Raw genomic sequence first — 18,742 nt, 5'->3', positions numbered from 1 at the left:
AGGCTAGGTCGTTCTTTTTTTATTTCTATTCAATAATTGTCACACTGTTCATGTTTTGTTTTAAAGAGTTAGCAATCCTTTTTAGATCACTTACATGTCCAACAAATTCTTCCATTGTTGCTAATACTTCTTCGGCATTTGCGGATACCTCTTGCGTACCAGCAGCATTTTCTTCTGTCGATGCTGAAATGCTTTCTAAATTTTCTAACACAACATTTTGAATGTCAACAATCCGGTTTGTTGAATTTTCAATTTCGCGAATCCCATCAATCATTGCAGTGCTACGCTTATATACTTCTTGTGAGGAAGTAATTGCTTGTTCAATTAAACGGGTTTGTTTTTCTCCGCCATCTAATGAACGAGAAGCCTGATTGACCATCTCAGAAGATTGTCCTTGGATTGTAGCAATAATTGATTCAATTTCTTTGGTTGAATCTTTGCTTTGCTCAGCTAGCTGACGGATCTCAGAAGCGACAACTGCAAAACCTTTACCAGACTCACCAGCGCGTGCAGCTTCAATGGAAGCATTTAAAGCCAATAAGTTCGTTTGATAAGAAATATCATTAATAACATTAATAATTTGGTTGATAGCTTGAATACTTTGATTCATCCCATTCATGCTATCGACTAAAATTTCCATTTGATTCATTTCATGTTGCCAACTAGAATTCACTTCGTTCATAACAGACATGCTTTGTTGATTAATGCTAGAAGCTTCTTGGGATTGATCATTCATGGTGGTAACATTTGTGGTTAATTCTTGGACAACATCAGAAAGCTGCTGTAATTGTGAAACGCTATGTTCAGTTTCTTGTGCTTGATTACCTGTTACTTCAGCAATTCCTGTAATCGTTTCTGTTACTTCGTTTGTAGCTAAATTCGTTTGTTGAGATAACTCAAATAATGATTCAGACATCGTTGCAACATGTTCGCTTTCTTGGCGAACTTGCGTAACGATACCAATTATGCCATCAATCATATCGTTATAGTTCGCAGCTAGACGATGGATTTCTGTACCTTTTTTATCTGGATAAACATAACGTCGCACTTTATTTAATAGATTGAAGTTCTTAGCTTTTTGCTTATCATTCTTTTTGATTTTTCGATACGTTCCAATTTTCAACTCATTAAAATGCGCTTCAAAAACAGCAATAATTTCTTTGACAACACTGAGGAAAAAAACAGTAATGAAGGTAACGATTGTTGCAATAATCACATCGATAATAATAAAGTTTATAATCAATGTGCGTGTTTCCACAGCGTACTCATCTTCGGTGATTGCAGTGTAAACAAAACTGTGGCTACCTTCACGACCTTTATCAAAATAAATACTTGCGATACCCTCTTCGTTAATCTTAACAGAACCTTCATTTTGAGAAGAAGTAGAGATTTGTTTGAAAATTTTAGTATTCGAGATATCTGCTCCAATTCGAGAAGGATCAATATCAGCAACGATAATTCCTGAATCTGAAATTAAAGTCATCGACCCAGTTCGTCCAACAATAAAGTCATTTAATAATTGAGAAATACCGTCATAAGAAATATTCATGCTTAGGACGCCCCAATCACCATTTTTGTTGGTAATAACTTTGGAAACAGTTGTTAAATAATTTTTTTCTATCGCCGCATTTTCGTATGGTGGTGACCATACAGAATCACCATTTTTTTCTACAGCTGCTTTAAACCAAGGTCGTGTACTTGGTTTAAAATCACTTGGCAACTCACTTAGTGAAGTGAACTTATCGTCTGACGTAGCAAAAGTCATTCCTTTGATTTCAGTATCTCCGTAAGTCACTAATTCCATTGTTTCATGGATTTTTGCTAAATCAAAATCGTTTTGAAAGTTTGGCATTTGACTGATTTTTTCAAAACGTTCTCTAGTTTTATTTAACAAGTTATCTTTTTCAGTAATAACTGCACGAGTAGCACTGACTTGTGTTACATGATTTCGTTCTTGTAACAAATTGGTAGTGATGTTATACGAACTAAACAACATAATAAGAATCGGTATTAGAATTAACGAAATTAAAAACAGTAAAATCAGTCTACCGATACTTTTTTGCTTTTTTTTCACTTTATTTCCTCTTTTCTTTAAAAATTAATCATTACAACTTGCTAGTTGTGGACTTGCTTACACTAAATCGGTTGTTATCTAATGATAGTTAATGTGAAATTTAATTTTATTTGAGAAGAACAAAAATATAATTAGCTGAACAATGCAAAAGGAACATTTTTTTGAGAATTGATTGGAAGTATTTTTGAAAAAAATAAAAATATCAATAGGAAAATATAAAATAGCAAAAGATATTTTTTGAAAAAAGACACGTTGAATTTCCAGTTCCTTGACCTTATATGCTTTTTCGTTCATTCGAATCAGTTTTTTTTATAGAAAAATTCAGTTTTGATTTAAAATTTCTATTGCAAATCTTATATTAGAACTTTATAATAAGATGACCATATTTTGAATTGTATAAAAATTTCAAAAAAAAAGAAAAAACAGATAAATTAACTTTAAGATGTATATTGCTTTGTAATGTTCCTAAAACAACTTTTTTCTAGATTGTTTTAGAACTTTTTTTTAGATTTGTTTGATGAGATTCGAGATAAAAAACATAAATATTTAATAATATCAAACTAAAAATGAGAACTTAATAAAAGGAGGTTTATATAAATTGGATACATACAATTTATTGAAAACTGCGATGCAAGTTTCAACAACACGAGCTGAATTGATTTCTAGTAATATTGCGAACGTTAATACTAATGGGTATAAAGCAAAACGTGTTGAATTTGAAAACCAACTACAAAAAGCTATCGGTCAAAATCAGTTTAATTTAAGTAGAACTAATGAAAAACATTTAAATAATTCTACAATGTTAAATCCTCGAGTGATAGAAAGTAATACCCACAGCGTAAAGGCCAATGGAAATAATGTTGATTTAGAAGTAGAAATGATTAATCAAGCGACAAATGGTCTGTATTATAATGCACTAACGTCTCAACTAAATGGTAGGTATAAAATGTTGAACTATGTATTGAGTAACTAATAGCAGAGGGGCAAACAAATGAGTATCTTTAACGGTTTAAATATTAATGCTAGTGGTCTTGCTTTAGAACGATTGAAATTAGATACGATTTCAACAAATATTGCAAATGTAAATACGACACGTACGCCTGAGGGAGGCGCTTATCGCAAAAAATCAATTGATTTTGCGGAAAGCTTAAAGAATATTTCTACAACAGAGCGCGAAAGAAATTCATTAGCTACAAATCGAATGAGTTATGGTGTGCGTATTTCTGGGATTACAGAGGACCAGACAGTACGCACTAGTTATGATCCGACAAATCCAGATGCAGATGAAAATGGCTATGTTGAACAATCGAATGTCAATATGGCAGATGAAATGGTTGATATGATACAAGCTCTACGTACATATGAGGCGAATGCTTCTGCAGTTGAAATGAATAAAAGTATGCTACGAAAAGCATTAGAAATTTCCAAGGAGTAAAAATAAATGAATAATATTTCTAACATCCAAGGTTTAATGGATTATCAAAATCAAGTGAGAGAGCTGCAATCATCAGTGGGAGTTCCAACGCTTTCCGAGAACAACACAGCATCAGAAAAATCCTTTGGTGTTCATTTGGGAGAAGCAATTGCTGGCTTGAATCAAAACATGAATGTCATCGATAATGATACGATGCGTGTTATTTCGGGTGATGAAAATGATTTAGCCAAAGTCATGATTAATATGACTGAAGCACAATTGTCGTTACAAACAGCCGTGCAGATTCGGAACAAATGTTTAGAAGCCTATAATGATATTAAAAATATGCAATTTTAGTGCAGTAAATTAAACGCCTGAAAGGATGGAATAAATGGGTGCCAGGGTAAATGAGTGGTTGGAACAAATAAAAGATAAGTGGCAAAACCTCAGTGCAATGATGAGACGAATGATTCTTTTGGGAATAATGAGTTTGTTCATTGTTATTGGTGCCTTTTACTATATAAACACGAAAGTCGAATACGGTGTACTTTTTACGGATTTGAGTCAAGCTGATGCAGGAATAATCGTAAATGATTTAAAAGAAAAAAAGATTGCTTACAAATTAGAAGATAACGGGAACACTATTCTGATTGATCAAAAAGAAATTGATGGTTATCGTATTGATTTAGCAGTAGAAAATAAATTACCAGATAGTTCCACTGGCTTCGAATTATTCGATCAATCAGATATGATGACGACAGATGAAGACCGTAAAGTAATGTATCAACGGGCTTTGACTGGTGAATTAGAACGTGCTATTGGTTCATTAGACGGTGTTCAAAAAGTAAAAGTTATTTTAGTAACCCCTGATGATGGCGTTTTTAGTAGCGAAAAAAAAGATGCGACAGCGTCTATTATTTTAACTTTAAATAAGCAAGTTTCTGATTCTGCAATCCAAGGAATTGTAACTCTTGCTTCAGGAGCAGTAGAAAATTTAAAACCTGAGAACGTAAAAGTCGTTGATGGTAATGGCAAAGTGCTAGCTGGTGATGGAGAGGAGAACTCATTATCTAACAGCAGTGACCGTTATATCAGTATTAAGAATTCATATGAAGAAACATTGGAAAAGAAAGTAAAAAAATTGTTGGAACCAATCTATGGCGCAGAAAATTTGCAAGTTTCCATTAATGTTGATTTAGATTTTGATTCGGTAGAAAGTACTCGAACAACGTATAATAATCCTGAAATTCGTAGTGAGAGTGTAGAAGCGACGGGTTCTGCAGATGCTATTCAGGAAGCGCAAACAGGTCAAGCAAATGATAACGTGACAGTCGTAACGGGTGATGATGCAGAAGGAAATCGGACATATCGCCGAGATGTCAATAATGAACTGGATACTGAGACTACTAAAACAATTAGTGCTCCTGGAATGATTGAACGAATGACGAGCTCAGTTGTGATAAGTGGAAACTTACCAGCGGATGTTCAGCAAGAAGTGCGGACTTTAGTAGCATCGGCAGTTGGTTATGATGAAGAGCGTGGAGATGAAATTGCGATTCAAGGTGTAACTTTCACACAAGCAGAAGCCGCTGCTGAAGGAAATCCAACAACGACAAATCAAGCAAATATCTTAAATAATTTATGGATTTATCTAGCTATTGGTGGAGGAGTTCTAGTAGTTTCTCTCATTACGCTAGGCATTTTTTCTGTATTACGTAGACGCAGACAAGATGATTTCTTAGTAGATGATGAAGAAGAGCTTATGGAAGAAGTAATACCGAACTTCAATGAACGTACGCAAACTATGCCTACAGAAACTGATTTAGTGGATTCGATTGCTTCAATGGTAAATCCATTATCAGCGTCCAATGATTACGCTGATGAAGTTGAAGAAGAGCCGCAAACAAATCGTACGAAGTCGAAAGTAGTTGACAGAGATAAACGTGCAAAACAATTTGCCAATGAAAACCCTGAAATTGCTGCTGAATTGATTCGTGCATGGACAAAGGAAAAATAGATGGAGGGAAAGCAAGATGGATACTATTGACGGTATAAAAAAAGCAGCAATTTTATTAATCTCACTTGGTTCAGAGACCTCCTCTAAAATTATGAAGTTATTGCCAGAAGACGTCATTCGCAAGGTCAGCTATGAAATCGCGAATACTGATTTAGTTAGCCCAGAAGAAAGAAATGCTGTATTAGAAGAACTAATTGAGACATCCAGTGCTAGGCAATATGTTTTAGATGGTGGAATCGATTATGCAAAAGAATTGTTAAACCAAGCGTTAGGCCCGCAACGAGCAAAAGATGTTATTGACGTATTAAACCAAATTCAATTAAGAGAACGTCCATTTAATATCGTTCGTAAAGCCGATGTTCAACAATTAACCAATTTACTTTTAACTGAGCATCCTCAAACTGTGGCTTTAATTTTATGCTATATGCAACCAGAAAAAGCGGCAACCGTGCTGTCACAGTTTCCAGATAAACTTCAAGTAGAAATTGCAGAAAGAATCGGAATGATTTCTAGTACTTCACCGAAAGTGATTCGTCGTATCGAAAGTGTAATTGAAAATAAATTCTCGAACGTTATGGAAAACAGTACAGAGCATGTGGGTGGTGTTCATACTCTTGTTGAGATTTTAAATTCGGCAAGTCGTGGTACGGAGAAGAATATTTTATCCGATTTAGAAAAACGTCATCCAGACCTATCAAACGAGGTCAAATCAAGTTTGTTTACTTTCGAGGATATTGTTGGTTTGGATCGTTTAGATGTCCAAAAAGTGTTGCGTGATGTCGACAATAATATGTTGGTGCTTGCACTGAAAGGAACAACCGAAGATATTCGTGAATTTATTTTTGCAAACTTATCAAGTCGTGCAGTTCAAAATATAAAAGAAGAAATTCAATTTATGGGTCCTACACGATTATCCGCAATCGAAGAGGCACAACAACATGTAGTTGCAGTTATTCGTAGATTAGACGAAGCTGGTGAGATTTATATTGGAAGAGGCGAGCAAGATGCAGTGGTCAAATAATTCTTTGCTTAAAAGTTCAGTAGTGGATAAAAGTGCCACAACTAAATCGATTGTTACTACCCGACCAATTATTCCAGCAAAAAAAGAACCAGCAACTAATTTGACCAAACAAAAAAGTAGCATCCAGCAACTTTCAAAAGAACAACGACAACTGCAGCAACTCGAAGAAATGAAAGCAACTATTTTGCAAGAAGCACATGAAGAGGCTGAAAAAATTAAACAGTCAGCTTTATTAGAAGCTGAAAAAATTAAACAAGCTGCAGAACTAGAAGCAGAACAGCAACAATTGCAGGCGCAGCAAACTGGGTTAGCAGAAGGCCATGCGCAAGGGTTTCAACAAGGTCATGGTGAAGGAATCGACCGGGCAAAAAAAGAAACAGAAGGGTTAGTTAGCCAAGCTAAGCAATCCTTTCAAGAAGCAATAACAAGTAGTACACGGTATATCCAAGAAAAACGTCAAGAAATCGTTCGACTGAGTGTTGAAATGACACAAGAATTAATTCAAACCAAATTAGAACTAGATGAGGAGACGATTTTAAAAATCGTTGAACCGATATTGATTAAACTAGAAAAACCTGACCAATTAATAATTATCCGAGCAAATGAACGCTATTATGATCTATTGGTAGAAAAAATGGAATCGAAAAAACGAGAAATGCCTTTTTTAAGGTTCCTAATTTTAAAAGACGAGCAGATAGGGCGTTATGATTTATCTGTCGAATCGGATGAATCACTGATAACTTTTGAACTAGAGAAAGAACTAAACCGATTTTTAAACCAATTGACAAAGGAATGAAGAAATAATGGAATTAACATTACCAATTGATGCTTATATAGAGCAAGCCAAAAGACATTCCTTTTTTTCTGTATTTGGAAAAGTTAGTGAGGTTGTTGGTTTAATTATAAAAGTTGAAGGTTTGGATGTATTTGTTGGAGAAATTTGTGAAATTAAAATCCGTAATAGCAATAAAATAGCCTTATCCGAAGTTGTGGGTTTTGTGAAACAAACAGTTTTGTTAATGCCTTTAGATGAGTTAGAAGGAATTGGGCCAGGATGTTTAGTGAAAGCAACGGGGAGATCGTTGACTGTAAAAGTAAACGATGCATTGCTTGGTCATACACTTGATGGACTAGGACGACCATTAGATGAATTAGTTTTAGATGAAAAAAGTCCTGACTATGAAGTCATTAATGATTCACCTGATCCATTTAAACGCAAGCGGATTTCAGAAATTATGAGCACAGGTGTGCGTGCAATTGACGGTATTATGACGGTTGGTGAAGGTCAACGTATGGGGATTTTTGCTGGAAGTGGTGTAGGGAAAAGTACATTGCTAGGAATGGTTGCTCGTTACTGTGACGCAGATGTGATTGTGATTGGCTTAATTGGTGAACGTGGTCGTGAGGTTAAAGAGTTTATTGAAAATGATTTGGGAAGTGAAGGATATAAAAAATCTGTTGTTGTTTGTGCGACTTCAGATTCTCCACCATTGGTTCGTTTAAAAGGGGCGCATGTTGCCACAGCAATTGCTGAATATTTTCGGGATCAAGGAAAGAAAGTTGTGCTCATGATGGATTCGGTTACTCGTTTTGCTATGGCGCAACGAGAAATAGGGTTGTCTATTGGAGAACCTCCAACAACTAAAGGGTATACACCTTCTGTATTTACAGCTTTACCAAAATTGTTAGAACGTAGTGGCATGTCTGACAAAGGCTCGATTACAGCATTTTATACGGTCTTGGTTGAGGGCGATGATATGAATGAACCAATTGCTGACGCTGTACGTGGGATTTTAGATGGACATATCTTACTTTCACGTAAAATTGCTTCACAAAATCACTATCCAGCGATTGATATCCAAAATAGTCTGAGTCGTTTGATGAAAAGCTTGGTTTCTCCTGAACATCATAAGCATGCGGGAGAACTAAAAGAGAATATGGCTGCATATTCGGAAGCAAAAGACCTAATTGACATTGGTGCTTATCAAAAAGGAAGTAATGCTATGGTAGATTATGCAATTTCGTTACATCAACCCATTCAGACCTTTCTGCGTCAACAAGTAGAAGAACCTTCTGATTATGAACAAACAGTTATGAAATTACATGCTTTATTTAGTGATGTATCAGCTATTCGAGGATAGGAAAGTAGGGAATAAATAGTGGAAAAGTTTCAATTCTCACTAGAAAAAATTTTAGATTATCGTTGGATTCAAGAAAATGAAGCGAAAAGAGAATATGCTTCGGCACAAAAAGCCTTAAATGAACAAGAAGAAATTTTGAAACAAATAGTTGCAGAAAAAGGGGAATTGATGGAAATCCGTGAAACCACTGTGAATCGGATGCAAATTCAGCAGTGGTATTTATTAGATTTAAATCAGAAATTAACTGAAACAATTCAAACAATTAACGAGATGAAGCACTTTGTAGAAATGAAGTTACATGCATATATTGCTACTCAAAAAGAACGAAAAATTTTAGAAAAACTATCAGAAAAACAATTGGCGGAACATCAGCTAGCTGTAAATCGTGAAGAACAAAAAATGTTAGATGAGATGGCAAACAGAAAAAGAATCAGTTAATGGGTTACTGATGGAAAGGACGAAAAATGGAAAGAATTCATCAAATTACCAATAGTATATTTCCAACAACTAGCAACCAATCCTCATCTATAGACAGTTCTATGTTTCAGATGTTCTTTCAACAATTTCATTCATCACAAGACGACGAGATTCAACTAGATATAGGAACAACTTCTGAGTATTCCGAGTTAGAACAGTCAGTGGATGAAAATTCTCTTTCTAATTCAAATAATTCTAAAGAATCACCGCAAACAGACTCATCACAAGTACAAAATGAAGCAATAACGCAGCAACTTACTACATTTACTAATCACGATTTAGTGGATAGTCAACCACGTAAACCCTATGTTTCAACAAATGATGAGCACAGTCACATGACCACACCAAAGCATCAAGCTGACTCAGAATCTTTACCTAGCATAGGACAGAAAAATAGTAATTTAAATTCTAAACAAGATAGTCCTGCGATAACTAACTTTCTTGGAAAAGTAAGTAAACATGAAGCAATCGACTTGTCAAAAAATCAAGCCGAGCCTTATTCTAGCAAATTGCCAGAGAACAAAGAGCGGCTTGTCCAGAACTTTTCAGCATCAGAGACACCAATGACTGAAGTAGTACCAACTGAAAAAGGTGAACTGCCAACACTTTTTTCTGCAGATATAGCACTTAATTCAAGCAAGGATTCTAATGAAAAAATAAATTCCTTATCAAGTAAAGATTCAATGGAAGCAAACACAGTAGAAGAAGAGCGACAATTCAACTTGCCAATAGCAAACTCAAAAGTCGATGAGTTAGCAGAATCAAGGAAGCAAGCGGTACGAATAGCTGAGCATGAATTACCAAAGCTTCAAAAACTTCCAGATAATCAGTTAAAACAACCTGCTGAATTGGTGAGTGGGGCATCTTCTCAAATAGCAAACAGTGTATCTAAGCAAGTGGATACAGAAATAACAATTGCACCGATGTCTACAGTAGAGCGGGATATCTCAGAAGCTATTTCCTCTCATCTAAGTTCAAATTCTGAGCCATTTATATGGACAACTAATCGGGTAGCAGAAAGTGAACAGAAACAATCAACTACAATGGGAATTGAATTAGAGATAGATGAACTGCCAACATCTGTCAATCATCCACAGCAAGCTATTTCAGAAATAGCTAAGTCACAGCAAACGAATCAACCTCCCACAGTATTTAATAGTGAACCATTAGAAATAGCCATGCCACTACCAGAAAAAACAGCCATCAATGCCATTGGTGTAGAAGCTATTACAGAAGAAACCGAGCTAACTAAAAATGTGGAATCTCAAAATATAACGACAAATAATGAAAGACAACTACCAAATGTAACTTCAGTACTACATGAGAAGAAACGAGATGAAACTTTATTCTCTCGTGTAAGTTCAGATAATCCTATTGAAAAAAGTATATCAAATGAGTCAATGATAGATAGAACGCAGCTATCTCAACGAACGCCCCCAACTAAAGTTAAGGATTCGTTGATAAATGAACAGAAAAATATAGAGAATAATCGACAAACTATGGCTGTTGCAACGGAAGAACAATCAACTGAAAGTAATGATAAAAAACAACCAACAATTATAGATGAGACGATACCAACAAATAAAGTAACGAATCAACAAGCGATGCTTCCTGTTCGTGAAGCAGGAACACTCATTTTAGATATACCTAAACTCCAAAATGGCCATGATCAAACGTTAGAAAAGGTTGTTCAAGAAATAGCTAAACCTATTCAACAAGAGCTACAAACGTTGGTACGACCCAATGAAAAAATTGTGACTTTTGATTTAGATTCAGGAAATCTAGGCAAAGTCCAAGTCAAAATGAAGGTTACGCCTCAATCTGTTTCATTAGAATTAACTGTTCAATCCGAACAAACTAAAAAAATATTTGAAGCGATAACAACACGGTTAGATAAAGTATTGCAGAAACAAGAAAATGTGCCTGTATTTACTGTGACTCGTTCAGAACCAACGAATACTTTAATGAATGAGAATCAAGCGTCATTATCGCAATCATTTCAACAAGGATTTTCGCAAGAACGTCCTATGCAACAACAACGAAATACGACAGGTCGGTATCGAAAAAACCAACTAGAAGAAAAAGTCGTAGAACATGAAGTTGAAAGTCATGTCAGCATTTTAGCTTAAGAGGAGGCAACAGAACGATGACAGACGCAGTTAATAATATTAGCTTTGGTGGAACGTATTCTACTAGACAAAAAAGTGATCCTTCAGAGATTTCGATGGATGACTTTTTGAAAATCCTTTCTGCATCCATGAGTAATCCCACAGTTTCAGCAGGTGGTGGTGAATCTGGTGGGAATGCAGGGACCGATTATATTGGTCAATTTGTTCAGTTTACTACTTTGCAACAAATTAAAGAAATTGGTGATGGTTTGAATCAGTCAGTACGGATGTCCCAACAACAACAAGCGTTTGAAATGTTAGGACGTGAGGTAAGTGTGCGCGACGGAGAAGAGATTGTTAAAGGAAAAGTGGAAAAAGTCCGTTTCGTTGACGGCTATGCAACAATCGTTGTTGGTGGAGAAGAATATTATATGAGTGGTATTCAAGAAATTGGTGAGAAAATATAACTATTTTTAATGGAAAATTAGGAGGAAAAGAAAAATGTTAAGATCGATGTACTCAGGCGTTAGTGGAATGAAAAATTTACAGGTGAAAATGGATGTCATCGCAAATAATATTGCTAATGTAAATACAATTGGTTTCAAATCAAGTCGTGTGATGTTTCAAGATATTATGAGCCAAACAACTACGCAAGCAACAGCTGGACAACCAGGTGGGCTTGGTGGAACAAATATGCAACAAATTGGTTTAGGTGTGCAAGTTGGCTCAATTGATACAATTCATGAACCAGGAGCACCAACTTCAACTGGTCGTGATTTAGACTTTTATCTAGAAGGTGGCGGTTACTTTGTTGTCCGTGATGGCGAAGGAAATAACTTATACACTAGAGATGGTATTTTCACACGTGATGGCAATGGGGATTTAGTAAATAGTTCAGGGATGAAAGTAATGGGAGCAGTGAGTACAAGTAATACGACAGCACCGGATATCACTAATAACAGTACTTTAGAAGCATTAAATGTTCCTGAAGAATTTAATGGTCAAGCTTACCAATCAATGGCTATTGATAAATATGGAGTAGTTTCAGCTAAATATGGCAATCAAGATGTGGTCATTGGTCGAGTGGCAGTTGCAACTTTTAACAACCCCGATGCTTTACAAAAATTAGGTGGGAATAACTATGGCGCAACTGTAAATACTGGAGATGCGATTCTTGGAGCAGCTGGACAAAATGGTTCTGGCATGATGCAATCAGGAAAAATTGAAATGTCAAATGTTGATTTATCAACTGAATTTACGGAAATGATTGTTGCTAGTCGAGCTTACCAAGCAAACTCAAGAAGTATTACAACATCTGATGAAATGCTTCAAGAGTTATTAAACTTAAAACGTTAATAGCCTAAACTTTAACTAAAAGGAGATACTCACATGATTCTGGTCACATCGTTAAGTAAAAAGCAGTTTTACCTCAATCCAGATTTGATTTACCGTTTAGAAGAAACACCGGATACTATGGTGACCTTAGTGGATGGAAAAACATTGCTAGTTACCGAAGCCGCTGACGAGGTGGTTCAACGAATCATTGAGTATCGCCAAAAAATTCAGCAACCAATTAATTTAAAAGAAGCGTAGGAGGTGAGTCAGTATGGAGAAAAAGAAAAAAGGAAACGCTCAAAAAGCGGAAGCTGGGACAGTCGAGGTCGAAAAAAAGAGTATGAATATGGGACTTGTCTTACCCTTGATTCTGGTACTGGCAGTAGTTGGAAGTGTGATTGGAACAATCGTTACGACAAAGTTTTTATTACCACCAGCAACAGGAGTACAAGTAGCTGAAAAAGAAGGAAAGCCAACCGTTTCAGAAGATCAAACCATTGTTCCGTTAGATGAATTTGTTGTAAATTTAGCAAAAAGTGAAGGCAGTCAACAGTATATCCGTGTCAATCTGTCCGTATTAATTGAAGAAAAAGACAATGAAGAGTTTACTAAAAATGTTGCTTTAGTTAGAGATAGTGTCGTAAATGTTTTGCGTCAAAAGAAAGCTAGCGATATTTTAGATACACCAGAAGGTCTAGCTCAATGGAAGACAGAATTAAAAGACACGATTAATCATGCGTATGGTACAGAAATAGTTAGTGACGTATACATCACGGACCTTGCAATTCAGTAGGAGCAATTATGGAAATAATATTTTTATTAGTGAAGATGATTGTTTTTCTTTTTATTCTATTATATGGAGCTAATCAACTTTTGCGCTTTTTAAACAATCGCACGCACCAAAGCGGAGGAAAAACTTTGCAAGTGCTTGAAAGGGTTGCTGTTAGCAAATCATCTTTTATAGGGATTGTTAAAATTTTAGATAAATACTACGTTATGAGTTTATCGGAACAAACAAATGAAGTCATTCGTGAGTTAACTCCCGAAGAAGTAAAGCAATACCGTGCATCGCAACAAATACCACAAGAAATTGTTCCTAAACAGTTTTCTCAACTTATTCAAAAGAAAACGGAACAGTTGGCACGTAGAAAGAGGAATTCATCCGATGAAGAAAAGTAGTTTATGGCTGATTTTGATAGGAATAGGGATAACAATGTTCGTCTTTCCTACACAAGTTCATGCATTAGATACAGAAGAAGTTACGAATACAATTAATGGCCTGCTTTCTAACACAGGTTCTTCTGACCAAACAATTAATACTTTCATCATGATGACCTTATTATCAATTATTCCAATTTTATTGGTAATGACTACATCGTTCACCCGAATTATTATGGTGTTATCTTTTGTACGTAATGCTTTAGGAACACAACAAAATCCACCGAATCAAGTCCTAATTGGTTTGGCTTTGTTTTTGACTTTTTTTGTGATGCGACCTGTTTACACAGATATTTACAATGAGGCGATTCAGCCATTTCAAAATGAAGAAATTACGCAACAAGAAGTTTTCGATCGCTCAGAAATTCGAATTAAGGAATTTATGTACGAGCAAACACGTGATAAAGATGTGGAATTGTTTGTTGACTTAGCAGATGCGCGTGGTCAATATGCGTCTTATGAAGAATTACCTATGACTATTTTAACTCCAGCATTTATCATTAGTGAGCTACGAATCGCTTTTAGTATTGGCTTTTTGATTTTCATCCCATTTCTTATTATCGATATGGTCGTAGCGAGTGTATTAATGTCGATGGGGATGTTTATGTTGTCACCAGTCATGATTTCCTTACCGTTTAAGTTATTATTATTTGTGTTAGTTGATGGTTGGTATCTAGTAGTAGAATCGTTAATTAAGAGTTTTGCTTAGAAAGTAGGAAGAGAAAAATGTCTGTTCAATTAGTCTTAGATGTGATGCGTGAAGCGTTCATGAAAATCTTATTGGTAGCCGGCCCGACAATAATTGTTGCCATGGTAGTTGGCTTAATCATTAGTATTTTTCAAGCAACAACACAAATTCAAGAACAAACATTAAGTTTTGTGCCGAAACTAATTGCTATCTTTTTGACGCTTATGTTGGCAGGTAACTTTATGTTAAATTTACTTTTAGAATTTACGCAATCGATTTTTAAAATCATTGCTTCATTATGAGGAAATAGAATGGCACAAATTCAAGTTTTTTTATTTGTTTTTATTCGTATTCTTTCTTTTTTAGCTGTTTGTCCGGTGTTTTCTCAAAAAGGGGTACCTATGATGGCAAGGTCAATTTTGGGCGTTAGTTTTGTTGTTGGCGCTTGGCCGTATGTCGAGGCTGCGACAAGCACTTATCCGATGGTATTGTTTGCCTTGATTAGTGTGAAGGAAGTCTTACTCGGTCTAGCCATGGGATACATTACCCAATTAGTTTTTACGGGTGTTGAAATGGCAGGAAATATGATTGACTTTCAAGTAGGTTTTTCAATGGGACAAGCCTTTGATCCAACTTTTGAAATGATGAGTTCACAATATGGAAAAGTTTATTACTGGTTGAGTTTAGCAATTGTTTTTGTTTTAGATTTACATCATTTTTTAATTAAAGGAATGCTTCTATCCTTTCAATTAATTCCGTTAGGTACTTTGCCAATTCAAGGTAGTACAGTTGATGGGGTGGTTAAATTATTTGTTGGCGTTTTTGAAATGGCTATCAATCTTGCTGCACCATTAGTTATTGGAGTCTTAGTGATTGATGTTGTTTTAGGAGTGATTTCAAGAACAGTTCCAAGTTTAAATGTTTTGATGTTGGGAATGCCTATTAAAAATGCGGTTAGTTTCGCCCTGTTTTTATTAATTTTACCCAATCTTATCAGTTATTTAGGAAAAAAATTACCAGAAACAATATCTTTTTTACAGGAATTTATTCAGTCGTTAAGTTAGTGAGGTGAGGACATTGGCAAAAGATGATAAAACAGAGCAACCCACGCCCAAACGATTAAGAGATGCACGTGAGCGTGGAGAAGTCGCTAAAAGTCAAGATATATCATCTGCTGTGGCATTATTAGCATTTGCAGGAATGCTTGTTCCTTTATGGACATACATGATGAAACAACTTCTTCCTTACCTTGTAACTTCGATGGAACATGTACATAATTATGAAAATTTGTTACATGATTTGCCAAAATTAGCAATTCACGCAATTTTAGTATTCATGTTAGCTTGTCTTCCTTTTTTTGCAATAGCAGTTTTAATTGGTGTAATAGGAAATGTTGCGCAAGTAGGGTTGCTTTTTTCAAAAAAAGCAATTAAACCACAATTTAAAAAAATGAATCCTATCGAAGGAATTAAGAGAATGTTTGGCAAACAAACATGGATGAATCTCTTTAAAACACTAATGAAATTCACGATAGTTATTTATCTATGTTACATAAAAATTAAAGATGCCATTCCAGAATTAATGAATCTTAGTTCGGTTGGTACCCAAAAACCTTTGCAGTTTTTGCTAAATTTTGTTAAAGAAGTAACTATTCAAATCGCAATTATTTTAGTCGCTTTAGCCGTTATTGATTATTTTTTTCAAAGATATTCACATCGTAAAAATTTACGAATGACCAAACAAGAAGTTAAAGAAGAATTCAAACAAATGGAGGGAGATCCACAAGTGAAATCCCAACGTAAAGCAAAGTACCAAGCAATGGTTCGAAATGCAATTGCTAATGTTAAAGATGCGACAGTTTTAGTTACTAACCCAACACACTTTGCAATCGCACTACGCTATGATCCAGAACAAGACGATGTACCAGTAGTTTTAGCTAAAGGTGCGAATGAGCTTGCTCAACGTATGAAAGAAGAAGCAAAAATTCAGGAAATACCAATGATTGAGAACAAACCCGTAGCTCGTGCTTTATATCCATTAGTTGAAGCCGGCGAGCCAATTCCTGTTGAATGGTATGAAGCAATAGCTGAAATCATTGCTTTAGTTTATCAAATGGAAGAAAAAAATAAAAGAAAACTGTAAAACGTTAGAAAGTGGGAGCAGAAATGAATGAAGCGACAAATGGCAAAAAATTGAAAAAAGTCAGTTATGCCGACGTAATCATTTCCTTTTTAGTAGTAGGAATTATCGGTTTAATCATTGTACCTTTGCCAGCAGCCGTCTTGGATTTTTTAATTATTGTAAATTTAACTATTGGTTTTAATATCTTACTGATTACGTTATTTACAAAAAATGTCTTGGAATTCTCCACTTTTCCAACTGTTTTACTGATTACAACTATGTTTCGCTTAGGATTAAATTTAGCCTCGACGCGATTGATTTTGACAAAAGGGAATGCCGGTCATGTCATTGATGCTTTTGCAAACGTAGTGACCGGTAGTAATTATATTGTCGGAATTATTTTATTTATCATTATTACTATCGTGCAATTAGTCGTAGTAACAAACGGGGCAGGTCGTGTATCAGAAGTGTCTGCACGTTTTACTTTGGATGCGATGCCTGGAAAACAAATGGCAATTGACTCAGATTTAAACTCAGGTTTGATTACTGAAAATCAAGCACGTCAACGTCGTAAAGATTTACAACGTGAAGCAGATTTTTTTGGTTCGATGGATGGTGCCAGTAAATTCGTCAAAGGCGATGCAATGGCGGGAATTATGATTACATTAATTAATTTAATTGGTGGAGCAGTTATCTTTTCGTTGAATGGCGATTTAACAATAGGAGAGGCTTTTGCTCAGTTTGGTAAATTATCTATTGGGGATGGCTTAGTTAGTTCTATACCAGCATTGTTAATTTCAGTTGCTTCTGGGGTTATTGTGACTCGTTCCGATAATTCTCGTTCATTTGGTGCAGATTTAGCAGGCGATTTCACCAGAAATCCCATCCTATTTCGGATTATTGCAGTCATTCTGTTTATTTTAGCTATTGTTCCAGGGTTTCCATTTCTCCCGTTTGTTTTTATTGGCGCTTGCTTAATGGGTTTCAGCTTTTTTATCAAGCAACAAGAAGAAAAAGCTATTATTGAGCAGAAAAAAGAAGAGCAGAAACTGGCATTACAGAGAAAAAAAGAACAACAAGAGGAAGAAGAATCCGTTTCGGCTTTCCAAGTTGAACCAATCTCGATTGAAATAGGCTATGCCTTGATTCCAATGGTCGATAGCTCGGTAGACAATAGTTTAATGAACCGAATTGTTGCTATTCGTAAACAAAGTGCTCATGAGTTAGGTATTCTAGTTAATCCTGTACGTATTCGTGATAATTTATACCTTGAGCCTAACAACTATTCTATTAAAATTCGAGGGAATGAAGTGGGAAGTGGTGAAATCTATCCCAACAAATTTATGATTATTAGTCAAGGCGAACCATTTCCATTTGAAGGACAGTTAACAAAAGAGCCGGCTTTTAATCTAGATGCTATGTGGATTGATGAAAGAGATCGTGATGCTGCTGATTTGCAAGGCTTTACGATTATTGAACCTTTAACAGTGATTGCTACTCATCTAAAGGAAATTATTTACAATCACGCATCTGAACTATTAGGACGTCAAGAAGTGAAAAAATTACTTGAGGGTATCAAAGACCAATACAATGTGGTTATTGACGAGCTGATTCCTGATATCATGCGTTTAGGTGAAGTTCAGAAAGTTTTACAAAACTTATTAGATGAACAGATTCCAATAAATGATTTAGCGTCTATTTTAGAAACACTTGCAGATTATGGTCTAGTAACAAAAGATGTTGAAACGCTGACAGAATATGTCCGACAATCGTTGAAGCGAACCATTTCAACAAAATATGCAGATGGTCATCATTCAATTAACGTAGTTGTAATTCATCCGAAAATTGAAGATATTATTATGCAAAGTATACAAAAAACAGCGACAGGATCTTATCCAGTATTAAAACCAGAAACTGTAAGTCAAATTTTAGAAAGTTTAGGAAATACACACCAACATTTGATGATGGAAAGTATCCCACATGTCATTTTAGCATCACCAAAAATTCGTTTAGCTTTTCGTAAGTTAATTTCATTTAATTTTCCCGATATTGCGGTGTTGTCATTAAATGAAATCCCAAATGAAATGATGATTGAGACGGTGGGAAGTCTAGAGTTGCAATAATAAGG

At 35.4% G+C, this 18,742-nt stretch carries 20 protein-coding genes; 19 read left to right on the top strand and 1 reads right to left on the bottom strand.

Going from position 1 to position 18,742, the window contains the following annotated elements; all coding sequences use genetic code 11:
• Positions 1-25 precede the first annotated feature (25 nt).
• Positions 26-2,074 (bottom strand): methyl-accepting chemotaxis protein, encoded by a 2,049-nt coding sequence (locus tag AC4BC5_RS04650; protein ID WP_490497008.1) that lies wholly within the window; start codon positions 2,072-2,074, stop codon positions 26-28.
• Positions 2,075-2,672: 598 nt separating this feature from the next.
• Here AC4BC5_RS04650 and flgB point away from each other — a divergent pair.
• Genes flgB through flhA form a run of 19 tightly spaced genes read left to right on the top strand, consistent with a single transcriptional unit; the run spans position 2,673 to position 18,737 of the window.
• Positions 2,673-3,047: a flagellar basal body rod protein FlgB gene (gene flgB / locus AC4BC5_RS04645; RefSeq protein ID WP_490497007.1), complete on the top strand. Its 375-nt coding sequence runs from the start codon at positions 2,673-2,675 to the stop codon at positions 3,045-3,047.
• An 18-nt stretch (positions 3,048-3,065) separates the two neighbouring features.
• Positions 3,066-3,509 (top strand): flagellar basal body rod protein FlgC, encoded by a 444-nt coding sequence (flgC, locus tag AC4BC5_RS04640; protein ID WP_490497006.1) that lies wholly within the window; start codon positions 3,066-3,068, stop codon positions 3,507-3,509.
• A gap of 15 nt (positions 3,510-3,524) precedes the next feature.
• The gene (gene fliE, locus AC4BC5_RS04635) at positions 3,525-3,845 is read left to right on the top strand and encodes a flagellar hook-basal body complex protein FliE (protein ID WP_490497500.1); all 321 of its coding nucleotides are present in this window, start codon (positions 3,525-3,527) and stop codon (positions 3,843-3,845) included.
• Between the two features lie 34 nt (positions 3,846-3,879).
• Positions 3,880-5,505: a flagellar basal-body MS-ring/collar protein FliF gene (fliF, locus tag AC4BC5_RS04630; RefSeq protein WP_490497005.1), complete on the top strand. Its 1,626-nt coding sequence runs from the start codon at positions 3,880-3,882 to the stop codon at positions 5,503-5,505.
• Positions 5,506-5,521: 16 nt separating this feature from the next.
• Positions 5,522-6,526, top strand: coding sequence for a flagellar motor switch protein FliG (gene fliG, locus AC4BC5_RS04625; protein WP_490497004.1), 1,005 nt, complete (start codon positions 5,522-5,524; stop codon positions 6,524-6,526).
• Positions 6,510-7,322: a FliH/SctL family protein gene (locus AC4BC5_RS04620; protein WP_490497003.1), complete on the top strand. Its 813-nt coding sequence runs from the start codon at positions 6,510-6,512 to the stop codon at positions 7,320-7,322. Before fliG ends, AC4BC5_RS04620 begins: the two co-directional genes overlap by 17 nt.
• Before the next feature lie 7 nt (positions 7,323-7,329).
• A complete protein-coding gene (fliI, locus tag AC4BC5_RS04615; protein WP_490497002.1) occupies positions 7,330-8,667 on the top strand; it encodes a flagellar protein export ATPase FliI in 1,338 nt (445 codons plus the stop codon).
• Between the two features lie 18 nt (positions 8,668-8,685).
• Positions 8,686-9,105 (top strand): flagellar export protein FliJ, encoded by a 420-nt coding sequence (gene fliJ / locus AC4BC5_RS04610; protein WP_490497001.1) that lies wholly within the window; start codon positions 8,686-8,688, stop codon positions 9,103-9,105.
• A gap of 26 nt (positions 9,106-9,131) precedes the next feature.
• The gene (locus AC4BC5_RS04605; protein WP_490497000.1) at positions 9,132-11,273 is read left to right on the top strand and encodes a flagellar hook-length control protein FliK; all 2,142 of its coding nucleotides are present in this window, start codon (positions 9,132-9,134) and stop codon (positions 11,271-11,273) included.
• 17 nt (positions 11,274-11,290) lie between these two features.
• Complete coding sequence (locus AC4BC5_RS04600; RefSeq protein ID WP_490496999.1) at positions 11,291-11,719, top strand: flagellar basal body rod modification protein; 429 nt, start codon at positions 11,291-11,293, stop codon at positions 11,717-11,719.
• Positions 11,720-11,753: 34 nt separating this feature from the next.
• Complete coding sequence (locus AC4BC5_RS04595; protein WP_490496998.1) at positions 11,754-12,608, top strand: flagellar hook-basal body complex protein; 855 nt, start codon at positions 11,754-11,756, stop codon at positions 12,606-12,608.
• Between the two features lie 33 nt (positions 12,609-12,641).
• Positions 12,642-12,845, top strand: coding sequence for a flagellar FlbD family protein (locus AC4BC5_RS04590; protein WP_490496997.1), 204 nt, complete (start codon positions 12,642-12,644; stop codon positions 12,843-12,845).
• A 13-nt stretch (positions 12,846-12,858) separates the two neighbouring features.
• Positions 12,859-13,380: a flagellar basal body-associated FliL family protein gene (locus tag AC4BC5_RS04585; protein WP_490496996.1), complete on the top strand. Its 522-nt coding sequence runs from the start codon at positions 12,859-12,861 to the stop codon at positions 13,378-13,380.
• A gap of 8 nt (positions 13,381-13,388) precedes the next feature.
• Entirely contained in the window at positions 13,389-13,766 is a 378-nt protein-coding gene (locus AC4BC5_RS04580; protein ID WP_490496995.1) for a flagellar biosynthetic protein FliO, read from the top strand.
• 34 nt (positions 13,767-13,800) lie between these two features.
• Complete coding sequence (fliP, locus tag AC4BC5_RS04575) at positions 13,801-14,514, top strand: flagellar type III secretion system pore protein FliP (RefSeq protein ID WP_490497499.1); 714 nt, start codon at positions 13,801-13,803, stop codon at positions 14,512-14,514.
• 17 nt (positions 14,515-14,531) lie between these two features.
• Positions 14,532-14,795, top strand: a complete 264-nt coding sequence (gene fliQ, locus AC4BC5_RS04570; protein WP_490496994.1) for a flagellar biosynthesis protein FliQ — start codon at positions 14,532-14,534, stop codon at positions 14,793-14,795.
• Positions 14,796-14,804: 9 nt separating this feature from the next.
• Positions 14,805-15,557 carry a flagellar biosynthetic protein FliR gene (fliR, locus tag AC4BC5_RS04565; protein WP_490496993.1) on the top strand — a complete coding sequence of 251 codons (753 nt, stop codon included), beginning with the start codon at positions 14,805-14,807 and terminating at the stop codon, positions 15,555-15,557.
• Positions 15,558-15,570: 13 nt separating this feature from the next.
• Positions 15,571-16,635: a flagellar biosynthesis protein FlhB gene (gene flhB, locus AC4BC5_RS04560; RefSeq protein WP_490496992.1), complete on the top strand. Its 1,065-nt coding sequence runs from the start codon at positions 15,571-15,573 to the stop codon at positions 16,633-16,635.
• Between the two features lie 23 nt (positions 16,636-16,658).
• A complete protein-coding gene (flhA, locus tag AC4BC5_RS04555; RefSeq protein WP_490496991.1) occupies positions 16,659-18,737 on the top strand; it encodes a flagellar biosynthesis protein FlhA in 2,079 nt (692 codons plus the stop codon).
• The last annotated feature ends 5 nt before the right edge of the window (positions 18,738-18,742 follow it).

It is taken from the genome of Enterococcus sp. AMC2644 (assembly GCF_058216475.1).
This window is presented reverse-complemented; position numbering and strand designations above follow the sequence as displayed.

Excerpts from the sequence above, each read along its gene's own strand:
- flgC (WP_490497006.1), top strand. The coding sequence starts at position 3,066 with ATGAGTATCTTTAACGGTTTAAATATTAATGCTAGTGGTCTTGCTTTA.
- fliF (WP_490497005.1), top strand. The coding sequence starts at position 3,880 with ATGGGTGCCAGGGTAAATGAGTGGTTGGAACAAATAAAAGATAAGTGG.
- fliG (WP_490497004.1), top strand. The coding sequence starts at position 5,522 with ATGGATACTATTGACGGTATAAAAAAAGCAGCAATTTTATTAATCTCA.
- AC4BC5_RS04620 (WP_490497003.1), top strand. The coding sequence starts at position 6,510 with ATGCAGTGGTCAAATAATTCTTTGCTTAAAAGTTCAGTAGTGGATAAA.
- fliI (WP_490497002.1), top strand. The coding sequence starts at position 7,330 with ATGGAATTAACATTACCAATTGATGCTTATATAGAGCAAGCCAAAAGA.
- AC4BC5_RS04605 (WP_490497000.1), top strand. The coding sequence starts at position 9,132 with ATGGAAAGAATTCATCAAATTACCAATAGTATATTTCCAACAACTAGC.
- AC4BC5_RS04600 (WP_490496999.1), top strand. The coding sequence starts at position 11,291 with ATGACAGACGCAGTTAATAATATTAGCTTTGGTGGAACGTATTCTACT.
- AC4BC5_RS04595 (WP_490496998.1), top strand. The coding sequence starts at position 11,754 with ATGTTAAGATCGATGTACTCAGGCGTTAGTGGAATGAAAAATTTACAG.
- AC4BC5_RS04590 (WP_490496997.1), top strand. The coding sequence starts at position 12,642 with ATGATTCTGGTCACATCGTTAAGTAAAAAGCAGTTTTACCTCAATCCA.
- AC4BC5_RS04585 (WP_490496996.1), top strand. The coding sequence starts at position 12,859 with ATGGAGAAAAAGAAAAAAGGAAACGCTCAAAAAGCGGAAGCTGGGACA.
- AC4BC5_RS04580 (WP_490496995.1), top strand. The coding sequence starts at position 13,389 with ATGGAAATAATATTTTTATTAGTGAAGATGATTGTTTTTCTTTTTATT.
- fliP (WP_490497499.1), top strand. The coding sequence starts at position 13,801 with ATGTTCGTCTTTCCTACACAAGTTCATGCATTAGATACAGAAGAAGTT.
- fliQ (WP_490496994.1), top strand. The coding sequence starts at position 14,532 with ATGTCTGTTCAATTAGTCTTAGATGTGATGCGTGAAGCGTTCATGAAA.
- fliR (WP_490496993.1), top strand. The coding sequence starts at position 14,805 with ATGGCACAAATTCAAGTTTTTTTATTTGTTTTTATTCGTATTCTTTCT.
- flhA (WP_490496991.1), top strand. The coding sequence starts at position 16,659 with ATGAATGAAGCGACAAATGGCAAAAAATTGAAAAAAGTCAGTTATGCC.